23 protein-coding genes and 1 pseudogene are annotated in these 14,131 nt (G+C 33.8%); all 24 read left to right on the top strand.

Features of this window, described 5'->3' with window-relative positions:
• Positions 1 to 4 precede the first annotated feature (4 nt).
• The 24 genes and pseudogenes from NMU03_RS00855 to NMU03_RS00745 all read left to right on the top strand — a co-directional run bounded on the left by NMU03_RS00855 (position 5) and on the right by NMU03_RS00745 (position 14,125).
• Complete coding sequence (locus NMU03_RS00855; protein WP_290140490.1) at positions 5 to 397, top strand: hypothetical protein; 393 nt, start codon at positions 5 to 7, stop codon at positions 395 to 397.
• Positions 398 to 403: 6 nt separating this feature from the next.
• A complete protein-coding gene (locus NMU03_RS00850) occupies positions 404 to 748 on the top strand; it encodes a helix-turn-helix domain-containing protein (protein ID WP_290140489.1) in 345 nt (114 codons plus the stop codon).
• Positions 749 to 977: 229 nt separating this feature from the next.
• The gene (locus tag NMU03_RS00845) at positions 978 to 1,496 is read left to right on the top strand and encodes a replicative helicase loader/inhibitor (RefSeq protein ID WP_290140487.1); all 519 of its coding nucleotides are present in this window, start codon (positions 978 to 980) and stop codon (positions 1,494 to 1,496) included.
• The gene (locus tag NMU03_RS00840) at positions 1,486 to 1,875 is read left to right on the top strand and encodes a hypothetical protein (protein WP_290140485.1); all 390 of its coding nucleotides are present in this window, start codon (positions 1,486 to 1,488) and stop codon (positions 1,873 to 1,875) included. The genes NMU03_RS00845 and NMU03_RS00840 overlap by 11 nt, the downstream gene beginning before the upstream one ends.
• 8 nt (positions 1,876 to 1,883) lie before the next feature.
• A complete protein-coding gene (locus NMU03_RS00835; RefSeq protein WP_290140484.1) occupies positions 1,884 to 2,561 on the top strand; it encodes a ThiF family adenylyltransferase in 678 nt (225 codons plus the stop codon).
• The gene (locus NMU03_RS00830; RefSeq protein WP_290140482.1) at positions 2,524 to 3,429 is read left to right on the top strand and encodes a hypothetical protein; all 906 of its coding nucleotides are present in this window, start codon (positions 2,524 to 2,526) and stop codon (positions 3,427 to 3,429) included. The genes NMU03_RS00835 and NMU03_RS00830 overlap by 38 nt, the downstream gene beginning before the upstream one ends.
• Positions 3,426 to 4,079, top strand: a complete 654-nt coding sequence (locus tag NMU03_RS00825) for a hypothetical protein (protein ID WP_290140480.1) — start codon at positions 3,426 to 3,428, stop codon at positions 4,077 to 4,079. The genes NMU03_RS00830 and NMU03_RS00825 overlap by 4 nt, the downstream gene beginning before the upstream one ends.
• 8 nt (positions 4,080 to 4,087) lie before the next feature.
• The gene (locus NMU03_RS00820; protein WP_290140479.1) at positions 4,088 to 4,735 is read left to right on the top strand and encodes a hypothetical protein; all 648 of its coding nucleotides are present in this window, start codon (positions 4,088 to 4,090) and stop codon (positions 4,733 to 4,735) included.
• Positions 4,716 to 5,000: a RusA family crossover junction endodeoxyribonuclease gene (locus NMU03_RS00815; protein ID WP_290140477.1), complete on the top strand. Its 285-nt coding sequence runs from the start codon at positions 4,716 to 4,718 to the stop codon at positions 4,998 to 5,000. The genes NMU03_RS00820 and NMU03_RS00815 overlap by 20 nt, the downstream gene beginning before the upstream one ends.
• 5 nt (positions 5,001 to 5,005) lie before the next feature.
• Complete coding sequence (locus NMU03_RS17445; protein ID WP_353956642.1) at positions 5,006 to 5,158, top strand: RusA family crossover junction endodeoxyribonuclease; 153 nt, start codon at positions 5,006 to 5,008, stop codon at positions 5,156 to 5,158.
• Positions 5,159 to 5,164: 6 nt separating this feature from the next.
• Complete coding sequence (locus tag NMU03_RS00810) at positions 5,165 to 5,515, top strand: hypothetical protein (RefSeq protein ID WP_290140476.1); 351 nt, start codon at positions 5,165 to 5,167, stop codon at positions 5,513 to 5,515.
• On the top strand, positions 5,512 to 5,679 hold the full coding sequence (locus NMU03_RS00805; RefSeq protein WP_290140475.1) for a hypothetical protein: 168 nt from the start codon (positions 5,512 to 5,514) through the stop codon (positions 5,677 to 5,679). Before NMU03_RS00810 ends, NMU03_RS00805 begins: the two co-directional genes overlap by 4 nt.
• Positions 5,680 to 5,682: 3 nt before the next feature.
• Entirely contained in the window at positions 5,683 to 5,979 is a 297-nt protein-coding gene (locus NMU03_RS00800; RefSeq protein WP_290140474.1) for a hypothetical protein, read from the top strand.
• Positions 5,976 to 6,110: a hypothetical protein gene (locus tag NMU03_RS00795; protein ID WP_255374726.1), complete on the top strand. Its 135-nt coding sequence runs from the start codon at positions 5,976 to 5,978 to the stop codon at positions 6,108 to 6,110. The genes NMU03_RS00800 and NMU03_RS00795 overlap by 4 nt, the downstream gene beginning before the upstream one ends.
• A gap of 134 nt (positions 6,111 to 6,244) precedes the next feature.
• Positions 6,245 to 6,607 carry a hypothetical protein gene (locus tag NMU03_RS00790; protein WP_290140470.1) on the top strand — a complete coding sequence of 121 codons (363 nt, stop codon included), beginning with the start codon at positions 6,245 to 6,247 and terminating at the stop codon, positions 6,605 to 6,607.
• Between the two features lie 102 nt (positions 6,608 to 6,709).
• The gene (locus NMU03_RS00785) at positions 6,710 to 6,886 is read left to right on the top strand and encodes a hypothetical protein (RefSeq protein ID WP_290140469.1); all 177 of its coding nucleotides are present in this window, start codon (positions 6,710 to 6,712) and stop codon (positions 6,884 to 6,886) included.
• Positions 6,887 to 6,938: 52 nt separating this feature from the next.
• A complete protein-coding gene (locus NMU03_RS00780; RefSeq protein WP_290140467.1) occupies positions 6,939 to 7,496 on the top strand; it encodes a hypothetical protein in 558 nt (185 codons plus the stop codon).
• Positions 7,497 to 7,915: 419 nt separating this feature from the next.
• On the top strand, positions 7,916 to 8,170 hold the full coding sequence (locus tag NMU03_RS00775; protein WP_290140466.1) for a hypothetical protein: 255 nt from the start codon (positions 7,916 to 7,918) through the stop codon (positions 8,168 to 8,170).
• 368 nt (positions 8,171 to 8,538) lie between these two features.
• Positions 8,539 to 9,081 (top strand): hypothetical protein, encoded by a 543-nt coding sequence (locus NMU03_RS00770; protein ID WP_290140464.1) that lies wholly within the window; start codon positions 8,539 to 8,541, stop codon positions 9,079 to 9,081.
• Positions 9,082 to 9,193: 112 nt separating this feature from the next.
• Positions 9,194 to 9,370: a LuxR C-terminal-related transcriptional regulator gene (locus NMU03_RS00765; protein WP_290140462.1), complete on the top strand. Its 177-nt coding sequence runs from the start codon at positions 9,194 to 9,196 to the stop codon at positions 9,368 to 9,370.
• Positions 9,371 to 9,405: 35 nt separating this feature from the next.
• A pseudogene (locus NMU03_RS00760) lies at positions 9,406 to 9,873 on the top strand (hypothetical protein); the annotation flags it as partial.
• The gene (locus NMU03_RS00755; protein WP_290142398.1) at positions 9,854 to 11,179 is read left to right on the top strand and encodes a PBSX family phage terminase large subunit; all 1,326 of its coding nucleotides are present in this window, start codon (positions 9,854 to 9,856) and stop codon (positions 11,177 to 11,179) included. The pseudogene NMU03_RS00760 and the gene NMU03_RS00755, both read left to right, overlap by 20 nt.
• 13 nt (positions 11,180 to 11,192) lie before the next feature.
• Positions 11,193 to 12,554 carry a phage portal protein gene (locus NMU03_RS00750; protein WP_290140460.1) on the top strand — a complete coding sequence of 454 codons (1,362 nt, stop codon included), beginning with the start codon at positions 11,193 to 11,195 and terminating at the stop codon, positions 12,552 to 12,554.
• Positions 12,551 to 14,125 (top strand): phage minor capsid protein, encoded by a 1,575-nt coding sequence (locus NMU03_RS00745; RefSeq protein ID WP_290140458.1) that lies wholly within the window; start codon positions 12,551 to 12,553, stop codon positions 14,123 to 14,125. The genes NMU03_RS00750 and NMU03_RS00745 overlap by 4 nt, the downstream gene beginning before the upstream one ends.
• Positions 14,126 to 14,131 lie beyond the last annotated feature (6 nt).

Raw genomic sequence — 14,131 nt, 5'->3', positions numbered from 1 at the left:
CAATATGAATGTTGTAACGAAGCTATTGATAGAAAACGAAACAAAAATTTCTAATTATGAAGTGAGAAGAATAGATAAAGAACCATCACAAGAAATAGTCATTACCATTAAAAATATAGATGAAAATGTAAATCTTCCTTTTACAAAAGAAGAACTTTTAGAAGAAGTACCAGAGAGAATATATGTCAGCCCTCTGGAATGGGAATTGCTAAATTACTGGCATGAAGTAGGTGTCAAAGAGATATATAAAGATAACTTTGGAGATATTTCAATATCTGGATTTGGTGTCATATGCGCACATCCAAACAAAGAACAAACTATATTTAATTTTATGGAAACAGGTAAAGAGTATGTTATTGAGGATTTAATTTCTCGCTATGCTCTTATAGAAGGTTAGTTCATTATGCAGGAGGATAAGAAAGGATACGTAAAGCTTTATCGTAAAATTGAAGATTGGAAGTATTTCAGAGATCCATATGTGCTTCAGGTTTTCATCTTTTGCCTCCTGCACTGTGAATATGTCAAGAAGGACAATACGATTGCAAAATTTCGTTCAGGAACATTTGAAACGACAAAAAAAGAGATGTGCGATATACTCGGCATCAGTAGAGATAAATTATACAAATGTCTGAAAATCCTAAAAGATGATGGAGCAATTGATTATTGTTTAAATGGAAGAATTACAACTGTAAGGGTACTGAAATACGATCTTTATCAGGCTATCATGAATAGAAATTTTGATGAGTAAGTGTACGTGACACAGACACTTACTGTACGTAATACGGACACTTATCGTACGTGCGGCGTACACTTACTGTACGTAATACGGACACTTCATCTATATTAAAGAAATAAAAGAAAAAAGAAAATAAAGAAAGCAGTGCTGCTGCATATTTGCTAACTATGTTATAGAGTAGGAAGCCAAAAAAGTCACAGCAGACCAGACTGATTTCTTTTATCAGGGGGATGTTAGGATTTTGGAAAAAACTGAAATTTTGGAAATTCTAAATTTCATGAAGACTGTCTATCAAGGACGAAAGATTGATGACAGTGATGAAACGATTGCTACCTGGCAAATCATGTTTGACGAGTATTCAAAGAATGAAGTCCTGTTATCCATCAAGAGATTGGTCAAAAAGAGCAAGTATGTTCCATCCATTCATGAAATACTTGAAGAGGTTGATAAATCATTCATAGTCGAAAAGATGGTCAGAAAGGATTGCATAATCATTCATGTTCGTTTTCATGATCAGCTGATACCATTCAAGTTCAAGACGAAAGATGAAGCAATGAAGCTGATTGAGATATTGAGAGGCAATCCAAGCAGGGAAGACATTATGCTATGCCATGAACAAAACACAAGATTGTATGCACCATTTGCAGAAGCAATTTATATAAATCAGTCTGACCGCGATGAATTTGAGAAAAGAAAAAGAACAGAATACTTTGCTATGAAGCTAAAGGAAAAAGAAAGGGGAAATGAAAATGGCAATTGATTTTATTAAAATGATGCAGCAGGAGCAGAAAAACACAAAAGATGATAAACAGGTCGAAAAAGAGAAAAACGTTGCTGGGGCGAAGCCTGTAGCTCAAAAACAGGACAAAAAGATTTATTCTAAGACGAGCAATTCAAGCAAAGCTAAAACACCTACTACAGAAAATGGATATGTCTATCCGTTTAGTCTTTACACTGAAGGCCATATTGTAGATGTTTCCAATTATGGATTTGAAGATGGAAAAACATATACAGACAAGCAGATTAGTCAGATCATGCTTGATCATCGTCATTATGAATTTGCTGGTGAAATGACATACAAGATGTTTGAAGAAGACAATACGCTTGTTGCGACTGCAAAGCAATACAAAAAGGGGTGATGAATCGTATGGGGGAAAGATATGTATTCATTATCGTTGGAGTTGGTGGAACTGGTTCTCTTCTTGCAAGGGACCTTCCTAAGCTTCTTATCAATACTGACCACAAGATGCTACTTGTAGATGGTGACCGTGTTGAAAGAAAGAACATGAAGCGCCAGTCCTATCAGGAGCAGGATATAGGAGAGTATAAGTCGATTGCGTTGTCTGCTAAGATTAACACCTTCTATGATACACATTGTGAAGCTATAGGCCTTTACCTGACAAAAAATGAGATTCTTGAATACTGCAATAACAACTATCTTTACACACCTGTCCTTATTGGCTGCGTTGATAATGATGCTACTCGAAAGATACTCGAATATACGTTTGAAAATCTTGAAAGATGCTATTATCTGGATTCGGCAAATGGAGAATATGAAGGAAACATATTCATTGCCTATAGATATTCTCATGATGGAAAGATTTATGGAGCGCTTAGAAGCAAGACATATAAACTTGAAGATGATGTTCATCCACTTGATGAATCTTGCGAGGTACAGGCATCAAAGGGAAATGTGCAGTTTTTGGTTACGAATAATAAAATGGCCAACTATCTTTTGGAACATTGTAATGCGTTGCTGATGAGACAGCTGAAAGGTGGTGTTCAGCGTGTTGAGCGATTTGGTTCAGTATTTTACTCAGACTGATGATGATTATGATTTTGATGCAATGGAAGACAATGATCTGACTTGCTTCCTTCGATTTATTTATGATTTCACCGTTGATGATGAAATAAAAAACCAGATAGAAGTAGCGGTCCATAACGGTCCTGAAGGATTTGTTGACATATACGAATATGGTTTTCATGAGGATAACTATCTTAACGATATGCATCTTGGTGATGCACTTGACATGAGTTATGATAACGTTCTGGTTACAATGCTTCTGTCATGTGTGATGCATACAATGCATTTTGATGTCAAGTGTGAAGACTTTGACTTTGCAATTGCTTTGGATGATGGTAGCCATATTGATGTTGAGCATTATCGCATAGATAACTACAAGCCATACAACTCAAACAGAAAGATTGATAAATATCTTAATGATTTCATAATTGATTGTCTTAAAGATTTTGAGGATCCAAATCATTCTGGATACATTGATGGGTATGATGCAGAAACAGAAAGAGTGAATGTTTCATATGTAAGGCTGAAAAATAAATCCTATGCCAGAAAGCTAAGAAAGGCTTACGCAAAGAATTTACGTGTAAGATTGATGTTTAATGAGCTCAAGTACTACATGGTCAATGGAGAATTTGTATTTGCTGAAAATTACAATATTGAAGCAGTTGCTTATAACGGATTTTTCGATATGGATACAGTCTATGATGGCATGAAGGCACTTATTGAAATATTTGGAATCAAGGATACCAATCAAGAAAGTCTGTCATTCAAGAGAGCTTTAGCTAACATGAATGATTATTTGTATTATTCTCGAGAGGATGACTATAACAGCTATTTATTTTCCAAAATTTTGGAATGTCATGCAGCACCGGGTGGCGAGGTGATTCTATGACGGAATTGATTGCACGAATTACTTCAGAAAGTAATGCAGTTGAAATTGCATTCAAAGACCATGGCAGAAATGAACTGGTTTTCAAGAAAATTGAAACTCAGGAATTCTGCAAGATCATCAGAAAATCGTTTGAAAGGAAAGCTGAAAAGTATGTTCCAACAAAAAATATTATTTTGTTGAATCCACAGATCATTGCCATTGACGAACACTATACAGTCATCAAGCAGGAGGAAAAGAAAAGAATTGTCAATTATGCTGAAAGTAGCAGTGGCAATATGCTTGTATACAATATCAATTTCCCAAATGCCATATACATTGTTTATTTTTCTCATGAAAAAGTTGGCAGTATAGAGTGCTACTCTTACAAGGAATACAAAGCTGAAGAAACAGAACTCTATGAATATCCGATGCCGAATGAACTTTCTGGCAATAAGATGTGCATTGGAAACGCTGAACGTAAGATTATTGACAAAGATATTGTTGGAGCGCTGGAGAGAATCATATTTACACCTTATTCCCATTCAACATTCAGTGGAATGAACGGATTTTCTATAACAAAGACCTATTTTGAATATCTTGAGTCCAATGAATTTCCATACAAGCTCATGAAACCATTGAATAAAAAACTAAAAGATGTACTGAAAGGATAGAAGCGATGATGAAGATAACAAGAGAAGAAAGACAACTGTACAAGTTTCTTGATTGTGTTAACAAGATTTTTGGAAAGACAGATGAAAGAACATATGTTGCAGGATTGCTTGATAAATTATATTTCTATGCACCTGGTTATTGTGGTGTATATGAATCATTAGAAAATATAGACAGACTGATTGATGCATATGATTTTGACAAGTGCATCTATCAGCTGAAACAACTGCCCAACAAATCTTTTGTGCTTGATAAAGTGGAAGGTGATGCGTTGAGCAATGCCAGAACAAGAGATAATATTGTTTCCTATGTAGAGGGTAGAATGGATGATAGCTGGGTTGATGAGATGGATAAGCACTACACCAAGAAGATAGCAAAAATAGCATCCGTAACAGGAAAATGGATCAGTGATGATGATGTCGGGTATCTTAAAATGTTTGATATATTCAATGTTCATAATGGCTATGATTATTTGAGATTTGAAACAGAAGATGATCTGTCTAAAATTTCTTTGATCTTTACTGCATTTGCCGTTGTACCTAATGAAAATGACAGTTCACAGATGAAGATTGAAGCATATGTGGAAAATCGAGAAGAGTCATTTGAAGAACCTCCTGAAGAATTCGAGGACGAGGAATATGGCGACCCAATGGCCTGAGAGTGGACTCATCTTTGAAGTTCCAGGTGTCCGTGGAAAGGGAAGGCCGAGATTTACAAGAATGGGTATTGCCTATACAGATAAGAAAACTGTTGAATATGAAAAACTGATTAAAAACAGCTACCTAAAGCACACAAATTACATCTCTGATAAAAGCATACGAATGAGCATGTATGTGTGCTTTTCTCCAAACAAGAGTGATACAAAGAAAAATAAGGCTTTGAAGTTGAGCAATGCTTTTAATCCAAAAAGAAACCTGACGTAGATAATGTGGTCAAGGTCGTGCTGGATGCCTTGAATAAGGTTGCTTATCACGACGATACGCAGGTCAATGAGATACATGTGATAAGACATTATGATGAGCAGGAACGATTGATCATATGTTTAAGTGAGAATGGTGAGCTGTTTGTTAAGAAAGGTTAAGAATTTATGATTGGAGTGATGAAGATGTTGACTAAAGAAGAATGTGAAACTGCATTAAGTAAATTATGGGATAACACTTTTGGAACCGATTGCATAACAGGCGAAGATTTAGATAAATATGTAGATATAATTGATGGTTTGATTCAATACGTATTTAATCATCAACCATACAAATTTGAAGATTTAAAACCTAATATGTGGGTTTGGGATGATAATTCAGAATGGATTTTCAAAATAAAAAGCGTGAATAGTGAAATTGATATTGAGTTTGAAAATGGTGATTTAACATTTTTAAGAACAGTGTTTGAAGAAGGACGTTTCTTCCCAGTTACAAAGGCTATGGAGTATCAAGAATGACAGAATTATATACAACATTTTATTCTTTGATAATTATTATATGGATTGTATGGGGTATTGTTACAATTGCTTTTATATTTGCAGGTTGTTTGATTTTATATGAATTACTGATTATGCCAATTTATGAAATGATTTGTGAATATTTAGAGAAGAAAAGGAAGTGAAAGATGATGAAGTATAGAAAGAAACCAGTAGAAGTTGAAGCTATTCAATGGACAGGAAACACAAGCGAAGTAAAGAAGTTTTGTGGCAGCAAATGCTCGTATAACGTAAATGATTCTGCGTGGCAAGTCGGAAAAGGAGTTCCACATGAAGAACTTATTATACATACTCTCGAAGGTGATATGAAAGCAAGTAGAAATGATTACATCATAAAAGGAATAAATGGCGAAATATATCCATGTAAACCAGATATATTCGAAAAAACTTATGAAAAGGTTGAAGAAAGCGAGTTGTTAAAATGAATAAACAAGATTTGATGAAACAGCTCATTGATTTGTATCAGCAAAGAGAATTCGTTCAGCTTCCTTGTACGCAGCTGATTATAGATAAATACATAAAGAAGCTTGAATTAATGTTGAAAAATTTATTATGAGAGGAGTTGTGACTATGCCTAACTGGCTTATTAATTTCTTCGCAGGACTTGGAATGCTAGAAACAGCACTGCTGGTTGTTGGTGGGATTATTGTTTATGCAGATATTAGACGTGCTGATCAGGAGGACTAGGAAATGGATTCGTATGAAAAGGTTGAAAACTATCTAAAAAAATATCAAAGCCTTAGATACGATATAATTCTGTATGAGAACAAGATGGGTGGACTGAAGGCCATTTCTTATTCTCAGGAAGAAAAAGGCACAGCACAGGATGATATGATGCTGGTATACATGCAGAAGATTGAAGAATGCAGGGAGCAACAGAAAGAAATAGAACAGTTTATTGAAAAAAATTTTATAGGTATTGATAAGGTGCTAATCTATGAAAGGTATATAGAAAAGCAAAGTTATACGGCAATTGGTAATAAAGTTCATTTCTCTTCTGTTCATGTGAAAAGACTCATTAGAAAAGCTATATATGGATATCTGGCTAGATAGTAAAAAAATAAAAAATATATTGACAAAGTATGGATATTATTATATGACTTATGGTACAATACATACGTATAGAAGTTATCTATACTAGAAGGAGGAGATATTATGGCAACAAAAAGTTTCACTGATACTTATGTAATCGAACGTTCAGATGTTAATAGATTCCATAATATCATGAACAAAACAAAAAAAGTAAAAACAAAAAAAGTGATTGGTCATCAAGATGTTAAAGGGAAAAAAGCTATTTTAAACATGTTAGGAATTAATAAAAATGATATATAGAACTATATCCTTATATGATATGATTAATCAAAAAATCGGAAAGGATGAAATAATGAAAATTCTTTCCGATTTTTCTTGTCCTTTAAATCCTGATGTTGAATATTTTATTCACTATAAAGCTTATGAATTTGAAAGAGTTGGATTGGCTAGAACCTATCTTGTATATGCACAACCATCATATGGAAAAACATATTTAGTCGCTGTATATGCGTTAGGTCAAAGTAATGTTGAGTTAAGTGATTCTTTAAAATCTAGACATAGAAAGAAATTGTTTGGGACAACGTATCCTATAGGAAAAAATATAAAAACTTTGTTAATTGGGCAGCTAGCCAAAAATTATACAAATGGTTATAATGAATATATAACTGGAGATATCTTAATGAGCTTAGTTTTTTCAAGGATTAAAGATATACATATGATTTTCCCTAGTGTAGTTACGCATGTTGACTGCAAAGATGATGAAAATCTTAAAAGATATTATGAGAAATTTGGATTTCAATTATTTAAGAAAAAAGATGATATGTTGATTTATTTATTACCAACAAATAAAATTTTAGAAGAAGTTTTATCACAAGAAGAACAAGAAAACGAATTGGTTGGAGCTAAATAAAAAGAATTTAGATATAAAAACGAGAGGATTGCCGTCCTCTCGTTTCTGTTAATGATGCATTATGCAGTCACTTCTTAATTCACTTATAGTATATCACAAAAAAAGTTATGTAAACTGAAAAGATGTTAAAAATGTTAAACATGTTAATCGCATAGTATGATATTATTATAATGTCAGGAACTGGCAAAGATGGATGAACGTTTCCCCGATAATTTGAATATCCCTTGTGAAAGAGCACGTAAGTGTTCTTTTTCTTTTATGGCGACATCACATTTTACCAACCTTTCATATAATAATAAGCCAGCTAGACATAGAGTTCATTTTGAAATCCCCTTTAAACATACATTTTTTCTGCTTGTGGTGTCGCTTTAAAAGGGAAAATGGTGTAGAATAAATACAAATGGGAAGGGGAAATAAATATGATTCAAATACTTACATACTCAGGAAATGAAGAAAATTTTAATGGAAAAGATATTGTTCTAAATAAAATACATGATGCACGATCATTAGATGATTTTGATATAAATGTTATAGATTTAAAGGATGAAAAGATTTGGAGAAATAATGGTAATAGTTTTTCTTACGTAAATATTATGAATGATTTTATCAGTATCTCAGACATGATAGGACTTAGTAAAAAAGCGTCAATTATTGTTTTTTTCCACAGAATTTAAAACTATATTATCACATTGATTATGATGGTAGATATAGAAAATATCACGAATTAAAAGACATAATAGGTACTTTAAAATCACACATATTAAATTATTTATATAGACCAATAGCAGATCTTAAAATAATTTACGAAAATACTATTACAAAAATTGGTGATGAAAATATAAATGCATCATTTTGTTTTTATAATGCAAGTAACGTATTGACACTGTCAGAAAAAAGTGAAAGGCCAACAACTATAAAATGTAACAAGGTTATATTATCAACATTAAATATTTCAACTTATGATCAGTTAATTAAATTTTTTAAACAAATACATTTAATAGTAGACAAAGAAGAAGAACCTGATTGGATTAAGGAGGAACAAATGTTTGACGATGCAAGGCAATTAGAAATTATCGACGATAAAACAGAAATTATAAAAAATGCAAGTAAAGATATTGATAATGCAAAAAAAGTGTTAAAAAGAAATATGAGATACAAATCTATTCTTTATACTTCAGGGGATGAGCTGGTTGATGTTGTATTTGAAATATTGGAACAAATGTTAGGATGTGACTTATCTGGATTTAATGATGTAAAAAAAGAAGATTTTAATTTTGAGATTGATGATAAAGTATTTATTGGTGAAATAAAGGGAGTAACATCTAATGTAAAAAATGCAAATGTATCCCAATTAGATATCCATGTACAAAATTATATTGATGAACATGAAGTTGATAAAGAAAATATAGTATCATTGCTTATTATTGATCATCAAAGAAATAAACCATTATCTCAAAGAGAAGAAGTGCATAATAATGCTATTGAACTTGCAATTAGGAATAAAAGTTTAATTATTGAAACAATTACACTTTTAAGAATGTTTGAGAAATATTTGAGTGGAGAATTAAATAGAAAAAAATTATAGATATATTAGAAACAAATACAGGATTATTAACAGTTGAAAAAATCAATTAAAACCACACACTGCTGTGGTTTTTCTTTTACCCAAAACGACAAATAGGAGGTGGTGGTATGACTTGAAAGAGAACTGGGAACTTGCCTATGAGGATTATAAGAAAGGCCTTAAGCGAAAGGAAATAGCCGAAAAATACAATGTTTCAATTAATACAGTCAAGTCATGGAAAACTCGCCACTGGAATAAGATGGATAAAAAGAGGGTGCACCCCCAAAGAAGAAAAAGGGTGCACCCCTAGGCAATAAAAATGCAACTGGTCCTCCAGGTAACAAGCATGCGGAAAAGCATGGCTTTTTTTCTAAATGGTTGCCAGAAGAAACTCAGCAGATTATTGGAGAAATGCCAACAAATGAAATTGATACATTGTGGATGAATATCCAATTGCAATTTGCAGCAATTATTCGTGCTCAAAAGCTCATGTATGTACATGATCAGCAAGATAAGACTATTGAGAAGATCGAAGAAAAGGATGGCAATGTTGTTGGTGAACGCTGGGAAGTTCAACAAGCCTGGGATAAGCAGGCTACTTTTCTATCTGCTCAGAGTCGTGCCATGAAAACTCTAGAAAGCATGATAAAGCAGTATAATGATATGCTTCACAAAAATTGGGATATGGTTACTGAGGAGCAGAAAGAACGTGTTAATCTTATTCGTGCTCAAATTAATGCGGTTAGTGCAAAGACAAACGAAAATGACACTGAGGAAGGAGTTATGATTGTCAATGATTTACCAAGAGGTTAAATTATCAGACATCATCATTCCAAAGTTTCATGCCCTATTCAATGATGTTGATCATATGCATCAGATTTTAACATCTGGGCGTGCTGGTACTAAATCTTCATATATGGGAATATTATCTGATTATCTCATTGCAGGAGAAGCAGGTACAGCGGTTGTCATTATGAGAAAGCATCATGTGAAGCTTGAAAAAACTGTATTCAAAGAATGCCTGCGCGCTATGAAGAGGCTTAAACTGAATAAAAAGTATTTCAAGATTACAAAAAAGCCCATGCGTATTACCAACCTAAAGAACTCAAACACCATTTATTTTACTGGTTCTGACAGCGTGGATGATACAAAAGGTATGATTGATGAAAATAACGCTATAAAGCTTGTTGTCCTTGATGAGTTGACGGAGTTTTTTGACAAGGGTGAAGGCGAAGATGAGATAAATAACATTGTAGCCACATTCGTTCGTGGTAATGATAAGGATTTTAGAATGCTTTATCTATATAATCCACCCAAGAATCCAAAAGCACCAATTAATGAGTGGTGTCATAAGATGGAACAGAGAAATGATTGCATTCATATACATGTCACATATCAGGACGTTCCTGTGTCATGGCTTGGACAAAAGCTGATTGATGAAGCCAACGCAATGAAACAGGCAGATGAGAAAATGTATAACTGGATTTGGCTTGGAAAATCAGTTGGATTGGATGATCTGATTTATTATATGTTCAATCCGGAGAAGCATGTTGTGGACCCCAAAAAATCAATAGCATATGATTTGTTGTTCGTGGGTATAGACGCAGGACAATTGAACGCAACGACTTATGAAGCCTATGGGTTAGATTTCTATAACAAGAAATTTCAGGGACTATTTGAATATTATCACTCTGGAAGAGATACAGGTGTTCAGAAGAGTCCTAGTGAATATGCTGGTGATTTTCGTGATTTCATTGATTCTATATATGATACATTTGGAGAGATGCCAGTTTATGCATGCATTGATCCATCAGCAGTTGGACTCGCTGAAGAAATTAAGCGTGTATGTCCAGAAGTGATATTTCCAAAAATAGATAACACAGTTGATTTAGGGATAAGCAGAGTTCAGAAACTGCTTATTTTTTATGTCCTGAAATTAAGCATCTATCAAAAGGAACTAGAAAAAGAAATGTATCTATATAGTTATGATCCAGATTCTATAGATAAAGGAAAAGAGAAACCAATCAAACAAAACGATCATTGCCAGGATGCGACGAGATATGCTGTCATGGGAGCTTGGGATTATATAGTCAACATGCTTCCAATGTTGAACGATTAAGGGAGGTGAAATAATGATAGCAAGTGATGTGAGAGATTTTCTTGAAAAATTAGGCTATGATGTTCAGACCTCACTGAATCATAGGGAACATATGCAGTTATGGAGAGAATGGTATCGTGGCAAAGTTGATTCCTTTCATGAATATGTGATTTATAATGGTATAAAGGAAGTCAAAAGAACAAAGAAATCACTGGGAATGGCAAAAAAGAGCTGTGAGGACTGGGCTGATTTGTTGTTAAATGAAAAAGTGAAAATTACAGTTGATGATGCTTATCAGGATATTCTTGAGGGTTGTCTTAGTGAAAATGACTTTCAGGCACAGTCAAATGCACTCATTGAATTGAGCTTTGCGTTAGGAACAGGCGCATTTGTTGAATATGCTTCAGCTTCAACACAAAGCGGATGCCAGATTGATTATATTAATGGCAATATGATTTTTCCTTTACGAATAAGAAATGGAAGAATTATAGATGTAGCCTTTGCAAGTCAAATAGGCGACAGTAAATATTATGTCAATATTCATGAAAAAGTAGGTAATCAATATAGAGTTGAGAATATTATATTTGATGCAGAAAAAGGCGGAAATTATAGCATTGATAAGATTCCAGATGATGTACAGAGGATTATCTATTCTCCTGTGCCTTTGTTCCAAATTATTAAGCCGAACATGGTTAATAACTCTGATATTGATGAGCCTATGGGAATGGCAGTTTTTGCCAATGCACTAGATGAAATGATGGACTGTGATGAAAAGTTTGATTCATATTTTAATGAATTCCAGTTAGGAAAGAAAAGACTTTTTCTTGATCCGTCCGTTATCAATGTGACTCCAGTTACAAACGGCAAAAACAAGTCTGTAAGACCGGCATTTGATCCAAATGACACAACGTTTTATGCGTATGGTGGTGGCTCTGATATGAAAGAAAAAATCAAAGAGACTGAATTTAATCTTCGTGTTGATGAGCATAGTCAGGCATTACAGGACGCATTGAACTTGTTTTCTGATAAAGTTGGGTTTGGTTCTGATCATTATGTTTTCAAGGAAGGAAAGGTATATACAAATACTGCCAATATCATTTCAAGTAATTCGAAGATGTTCAGACGTCTTAGAAAGCATGAACTTATTTTAAAAAAGGCTCTAGAAGATATGGTAAGGGCTGTTCTTTATGTTTCCAATGGCATAGTATACAGTAATGATATTCAAGTTGACTTTGATGATTCAATCATTGAAGATAAGGATACAGAAAGAAAACAGGATCAGGCAGATATGGCCAACGGTACACTTAGAAAAGATGAATATCGTGCTAAATGGCGCAACGAAACATTGGAACAAGCTCAGGAGAACCTTCCTGTCGAGGCTGATGCATTGCCATGATATCACCAGAAGATATGGAAACTTATGGCTATGGCCATGAAAGTATTTTTCTTGATCTTGAGCAAAGGATTCTTAAAGATATTGTCAGGAGAATCAAAAGTACAGGAGTGATAACTAGATCAGCTGATTTTCAGTTGAATCAATTGAAAAGAATCGGATATAGTGACAAGGATATCAAAGAAATGCTCACAGAAACTTTGAAGCTATCAAATGAGTATGTTGATAAATTATATACTGAAGCTATAAAAACAGATTACATTGATAACAAATCATTGTATGAAGCAACGAGCACTGATTTCATTCCGTTTGAAAAGAACACTCTGCTTCAAAACAACATTAAAGCTCTAAAAAAAATAACTAATGATGAAATGAAAAATTTGTCACGTTCTCTAGGCTTTGTTGTTTTGGAAGACGAAAAAACAAAAGCTGTAAAACTTACAGAGTATTTTCAGAATGTTTTGGATCAGATCATTGTTGATGTAACAGCAGGAGCATTTGATTACAATACAACTTTAAGAAAAGCAATCAATGCCATGACAAAATCAGGAGTTAGATGGATTGATTATGAATCTGGATATCACAATAGGATAACTGTTGCAGCAAGAAGAGCTGTCATCTCCTCTATTGCTCAAATGTCAAGGACTCTATCTGAAGATACTGCAAGAAGAATTGGGACCAATGATTATGAGGTATCAGCTCATGCCAATCCCAGACCTACACATGCATTGTGGCAAGGGCTTGTATTCACTAGACAGGAGCTTGTTTCTGTGTGTGGATTAGGCTCAGTTACAGGGCTAGGTGGAGCAAATTGTTATCATACTTATTATCCATTTGTAAAAGGAATATCAGTGAGAGCATATACTGATGAGGAGCTTGAGAAAATGGCCAATAGCACTCCAAAAGAATGGAACAGCAAAGAATATACAGGCTATGAAGCAAAGCAAAGAATGAGGCAAATGGAATCCAACATGCGAATGTATCGTGAAAGAATAGCATTGCTCAAAGAAGGAGATGGCAATGAATTAGACATCATGAATGCTCAGATACAATATAGATCATGCATGGATGAATATGTTCGATTTAGCAAAGCGATGGGTATGAAGCAACAAAAAGAACGCATCTATATGGATGGTTTAGGCAAAGTTGGAGCTTCAGGTATAAATACAGATAACTTGACAAGAAAAAGAAATCTTATGAAAGGATATCAGAAAGCACAGAAAAGCGGAGATATTTCAATGCTTGTTGAATTCCAGACTTATCAAAGAATTTCTGATGATATTGATAAAAAAATAGTAGGTACTACAACAAAAGATGGTATAATGATTACAGGATACAAGACACATTTTATTGATCGAGTGATTGGACAGTATGAAAGCAGTGATGAACCAATCAAAGGGAAAAGAAAAGGTGTATCTATTGAAATGATTAGCAATGCACTTCAAAATGGTGAATTGAAAGAAAGACCATTAACAAAGTCAGGATTAAGAAGTATCAGCTATCAAACAGATGAATGTATTGTAACAATCAATCCAGATACTGGAGAGCTGATTCAAACGACGCCAAGAAAATAGGGAGGA

This window comes from Allocoprobacillus halotolerans, assembly GCF_024399475.1.
Taxonomy (GTDB): domain Bacteria; phylum Bacillota_I; class Bacilli_A; order Erysipelotrichales; family Coprobacillaceae; genus Allocoprobacillus; species Allocoprobacillus halotolerans.
Note: the sequence above shows the minus strand (reverse complement) of the source record. Positions and strands in the feature narration are given on the sequence as shown.

Excerpts from the sequence above, each read along its gene's own strand:
- NMU03_RS00855 (WP_290140490.1), top strand. The coding sequence starts at position 5 with ATGAATGTTGTAACGAAGCTATTGATAGAAAACGAAACAAAAATTTCT.
- NMU03_RS00850 (WP_290140489.1), top strand. The coding sequence starts at position 404 with ATGCAGGAGGATAAGAAAGGATACGTAAAGCTTTATCGTAAAATTGAA.
- NMU03_RS00840 (WP_290140485.1), top strand. The coding sequence starts at position 1,486 with ATGGCAATTGATTTTATTAAAATGATGCAGCAGGAGCAGAAAAACACA.
- NMU03_RS00835 (WP_290140484.1), top strand. The coding sequence starts at position 1,884 with ATGGGGGAAAGATATGTATTCATTATCGTTGGAGTTGGTGGAACTGGT.
- NMU03_RS00825 (WP_290140480.1), top strand. The coding sequence starts at position 3,426 with ATGACGGAATTGATTGCACGAATTACTTCAGAAAGTAATGCAGTTGAA.
- NMU03_RS00820 (WP_290140479.1), top strand. The coding sequence starts at position 4,088 with ATGAAGATAACAAGAGAAGAAAGACAACTGTACAAGTTTCTTGATTGT.
- NMU03_RS00815 (WP_290140477.1), top strand. The coding sequence starts at position 4,716 with ATGGCGACCCAATGGCCTGAGAGTGGACTCATCTTTGAAGTTCCAGGT.
- NMU03_RS00810 (WP_290140476.1), top strand. The coding sequence starts at position 5,165 with ATGATTGGAGTGATGAAGATGTTGACTAAAGAAGAATGTGAAACTGCA.
- NMU03_RS00805 (WP_290140475.1), top strand. The coding sequence starts at position 5,512 with ATGACAGAATTATATACAACATTTTATTCTTTGATAATTATTATATGG.
- NMU03_RS00800 (WP_290140474.1), top strand. The coding sequence starts at position 5,683 with ATGATGAAGTATAGAAAGAAACCAGTAGAAGTTGAAGCTATTCAATGG.
- NMU03_RS00795 (WP_255374726.1), top strand. The coding sequence starts at position 5,976 with ATGAATAAACAAGATTTGATGAAACAGCTCATTGATTTGTATCAGCAA.
- NMU03_RS00790 (WP_290140470.1), top strand. The coding sequence starts at position 6,245 with ATGGATTCGTATGAAAAGGTTGAAAACTATCTAAAAAAATATCAAAGC.
- NMU03_RS00785 (WP_290140469.1), top strand. The coding sequence starts at position 6,710 with ATGGCAACAAAAAGTTTCACTGATACTTATGTAATCGAACGTTCAGAT.
- NMU03_RS00780 (WP_290140467.1), top strand. The coding sequence starts at position 6,939 with ATGAAAATTCTTTCCGATTTTTCTTGTCCTTTAAATCCTGATGTTGAA.
- NMU03_RS00775 (WP_290140466.1), top strand. The coding sequence starts at position 7,916 with ATGATTCAAATACTTACATACTCAGGAAATGAAGAAAATTTTAATGGA.
- NMU03_RS00770 (WP_290140464.1), top strand. The coding sequence starts at position 8,539 with ATGTTTGACGATGCAAGGCAATTAGAAATTATCGACGATAAAACAGAA.
- NMU03_RS00755 (WP_290142398.1), top strand. The coding sequence starts at position 9,854 with ATGATTTACCAAGAGGTTAAATTATCAGACATCATCATTCCAAAGTTT.
- NMU03_RS00750 (WP_290140460.1), top strand. The coding sequence starts at position 11,193 with ATGATAGCAAGTGATGTGAGAGATTTTCTTGAAAAATTAGGCTATGAT.
- NMU03_RS00745 (WP_290140458.1), top strand. The coding sequence starts at position 12,551 with ATGATATCACCAGAAGATATGGAAACTTATGGCTATGGCCATGAAAGT.